Annotated in this window: 2 protein-coding genes; both read left to right on the top strand. The window is 51.0% G+C overall.

All coding sequences use genetic code 11. The features are described 5' to 3' along the window. A partial coding sequence (locus tag ACYVTD_RS10200) for an alpha-2-macroglobulin family protein (RefSeq protein WP_461247673.1) occupies positions 1–2,265 on the top strand: 2,265 nt, incomplete at its 5' end. A gap of 161 nt (positions 2,266–2,426) precedes the next feature. Then, positions 2,427–4,246 (top strand): penicillin-binding protein 1C (gene pbpC / locus ACYVTD_RS10205; protein WP_461247674.1); only part of this gene is annotated, 1,820 nt, incomplete at its 3' end.

Here is a 4,246-nt window from a genome sequence, read left to right on the forward strand (position 1 = left end):
GGAGAGGACTTTGTAATAAAATACTCGACAACACGCAAGGGAAAGATAGTTATTTTCGCCGTAGATGAGGGAATACTGCAACTTGCGGGGTATAAGACCCCAGACCCGCTAGCGTTCTTCTTCAGAAAAATGGCGCTTGAAGTGCGGACGGCGCAAATACTCGACCTTGTTCTGCCGCGTTATTCCATCGTCCAAAACTTGGCGGCGATGGGCGGCGGCGGCGGCTTTGACGACGAGTATCTTTCGCGTAACTTAAATCCGTTTAAGCGCAAGCAGAATGTTCCGGTGGCCTATTGGTCGGGCATTATCGACGCGGGGCCGGATGTAAATGAGGCGCGTTACAGAGTGCCGGATTATTTTAACGGAACATTGAGGGTAATGGCCGTCGCCGTAAGCGACAGCACGATTGGCGCGGTCGAGGACAGATCCCTCGTGCGCAGTACTTTTATCATTACACCTAACGCGCCGATGATGGCGGCCCCCGGCGACGAGTTCGACGTTTCATTTACCGTAACCAACAACCAGAAGGGCGCGGGAGAAAAAGGCAAAGTTAGCCTTAAAGTGATACCTTCGGAACATCTTACCGTTTCCGGCAGTAAGGACTTTAACTTGGACATTCCCGAAGGCAAGGATAAAACGCTTAACATTTCGGTTAAACCCGCAGGCCCGCTTGGGGCGGCGCAGATACGCTTTGTCGCGTCCAACGGCGGCGAAACTTCCGAACTTTCCGCCTACATGAGCGTGCGCCCCGCCGTACCTTACCGCGTTTCGCTTTATTCTGGGGCTATAAAAAACAAGAGCGCGGAAACGGCGATTGACCGCAACCTTTACGAGGAATTTCACACCAGGGAAGTTTCGCTTTCCTACCTTCCGATGGGAATGGCGAAGGGGCTTTCGTTCTTCCTTAACAGTTTCCCCTACGGCTGTTCCGAACAGATTACAAGCGCGGTCTTCCCCTTCCTGTACCCCCAACTTTTCAAGGAACTGGGTTACACGAAGGCGCAGGCGGACGAGGGAATTAACCGCGTAATCGGGATTCTTCAGGCAAGAATGAAGGAGAACGGCACTATCGGCATGTGGACTTCCCGCTCCTATGACGATCCATTGATCACAGTCTACGCCGCCCACTTCCTTACGGAAGCGCGTAACGCGAATTATTATGTTTCGCCCGCGATGATGGACAAACTTCTTACGGCGTGCCGAGGCGTCGCTTCCGGCTCTGGAACTACCTTCTACGATTTCGTGACCCGCTCTTACGCGATTTATGTCGTGACCATGAACGAAATTGTTACAACTCCGCTTGTCGAAGCGCTTAAAAGGGACATGAACCGCATAGGAAGATCGTCAACGGGGCTTGGCGGACTTTACCTTGCAGGAACTTACGCGCTATTGCAAAAGACAACCGACGCCGCCCTTCTCCTCGATAAAATCGAGCGTGCGATGGAGAAAGACGACAGTTTCCGTTATATAGACAATCTTATGTATCAATCGGTATACCTTAATATTTTATCGAGGCATTTCCCCCAGCGCCTGCGAAGCATTTCGGAATCTCTGTTAGTTGACATGGCTGGGCAGATGGAAAATCAGTCGTACACGACGATTTCCGCCAACTACGCGCTTATGGCGATCGACGCCTATCTGAAAGCGGTTCCAAAAGCGGACACGGGCCGCTACACGGTGCAGGAAGTTTCAAAAGACAACCAGCGCAAAGAAATTAAACCCACGGGTACAACCTTGTTCAGCGCCCCCTTCTCCGCAGGCGCGGCAAAAATCGCTCTTGAAAACAGGGATAACCTTAACCTGTTCTATCAGATAACGGCCGCCGGTTTCGACCGCGAAGTGCCGACAAAGGAAACAAAGAACGGCATCGAGATTTTCAGAGAATTCCTTGACAGTTCGGGAAGGCAGGCAACCAACATAAAGATGGGCGACTTGGTAACGGTAAAACTCAACTTCCGCAGTCTTTCCAACACGGAGTACAGCGACGTGGCGATTGTCGATTTATGCCCCGCCGGTCTTGAGACGGAAATTGAATCGGCGCGGAACCCGTCGACTAGCGGCGGATGGACCGCGGACTATGTTGACATACGCGAGGACAGGCTTGTAATTTACGGCAGCATCGGCAGTAAAGTGAATAGTTTCAGTTACAAAGCAAGGGCGATTAACGCCGGAACGTTTACGGTTCCGCCGCTCTTTGCCGAAGCGTTATACGATAAATCCGTTTGGGCTATGCGCCCTCAGGCTTCGATTAAGATTGTGAAATGATTCGGATTCCGAAGATATTCGAGAAGTTTCACTTTCCCCGACTGCCGCAATTGCCCCGATTTTTTCGGCTACCTCGATTTAATCGGGCACATCTGGGACGTTACCTGCTATGCGGCATCTGTTTTGTCATCGTTCTCTTTTTTGTCATCAACGCCGTTTTTGTGGACATATTAAACGGCGTTTCTTTTTCACGCGCCTACTTTGACAAAAGCGACAGACTGCTCAACATTTTTCTTACTGATGACGACAAGTACAGGCTTAGGGCGAATCTGGGGGATTTTCCGCCTTCGCTTATCGAAGCGGTTCTGCTTCAGGAAGACCGCTATTTTTACGGGCACATCGGTCTTAACCCGATGGCGGTGATAAAGGCGGGCTGGGAAACTTATGTGAAAAAAAACCGCAGAATGGGCGCGTCGACCATCACCATGCAGCTAGCCCGCCTGCGCCATAACCTTTACACCCGGAATCTGTCGGGAAAAATAGCGCAAATTTTTACCGCGCTTTTTTTAGAGTCATGTTATTCAAAACAGGAAATTTTGGAAGCCTATCTTAACATGGTTCCCTGCGGCGGCAACATCGAAGGTTTTCCGACCGCGGCATGGTATTATTTCGGCAAAGATGTGAAAGAGCTTTCGTTATCTGAAATTTTAAGCCTTGCCGTAATTCCGCAAAACCCCTCGAAACGCGCCCCGTTAAACGGCCGTGCCCCGTATGAATTGATCGATTCCCGCAAGGTGTTGTACGAAGCCTGGCTCGCTAACCACCCCGAAGATACTCTGGTGGAGACGGAAATCGATCTGCCCCTGTATCTTGTAAACGGTTTCCCCCGCAGGCTTCTTCACCTAACAGAGCACCTTAACAAGACGCCTTTGCCCAAGACGGCTTCCCCGTTAAACCGTTACCGTACCACAATCGACCTAACCCTGCAAAATATGTGCGAAAGGGAACTTGAATATTTTCTCGTGCGCAACCGAGGTTGGGGGATAAATAACGGAAGCGTCCTTCTTGTCGATTATTCAAACATGGAAGTATTGGCGGCTATAGGTTCCGCGAATTATTTTGACGAAAAAATACAGGGACAAGTAAACGGCTTTTCTTCAAAGCGCTCCCCCGGTTCGACGTTAAAACCTTTTATCTACGCCCTCGCGCTCGAACAGGGATTAATTCACCCCGAAAAAATGTTGAAGGATACGCCCTTAAGTTTCAGCGAATACACGCCGGACAATTTTCGCGGCGAATTTAAGGGGCCTGTGAGCGCATGGTACGCTCTCGTAGACAGCCGGAACATTCCCGCCGTCCAACTTGCAATGGACATCCATAAACCCGATCTTTACGATTTTCTGAAACTGGTGGGAATTTCCGGCCTGAAGGAAAAGGGCCATTACGGCCTTTCGATTGTCTTGGGAAGCGCTGATTTAACGATGATTGAACTGGCTACCCTCTACGCCGCACTTGCGAACGGCGGTGTAAAAAAAGAGCTTCGCTATTTATCGGCGAGGGACAATTTTTATACGAGCGGCGACTCGCGGAACTCAAGCAACGGTTCGCAGAACTCAACGCAAGCGCGTAACACTTCGCAAGGCGAAAGAATTTTAACCCCCGCCGCGGCGGCGATTACGGTGAGAATGTTAGAAAGAAACCCCGCTCCCGATGATTTGCGGGTAAGAACGCCCCGTTCCGTGCCCGTAGCCTACAAGACGGGCACTTCAATCGGTTTTAAGGACGCGTGGTCCATCGCAATTTTCGACCGTTATGTGCTATGCGTATGGCTTGGAAACTTTTCCGGCGAGGGAAACAGCGCGTTTATTGGAAGGTTAAGCGCCGCCCCTTTGGAGTTCAGCATAATAGACGCTATTCTCGCGGAGATTCCCGACGATAAACTTTTCGCCCGCCGTCCCCTGCCTTCGGAAGTTAAAGCGGTGCAGGTGTGCGCCGTCTCAGGCGACATTCCTTCCGACGACTGCCCCCAGTTAATAGACAC

The sequence above is a fragment of the Treponema sp. R6D11 genome, from assembly GCF_054786075.1.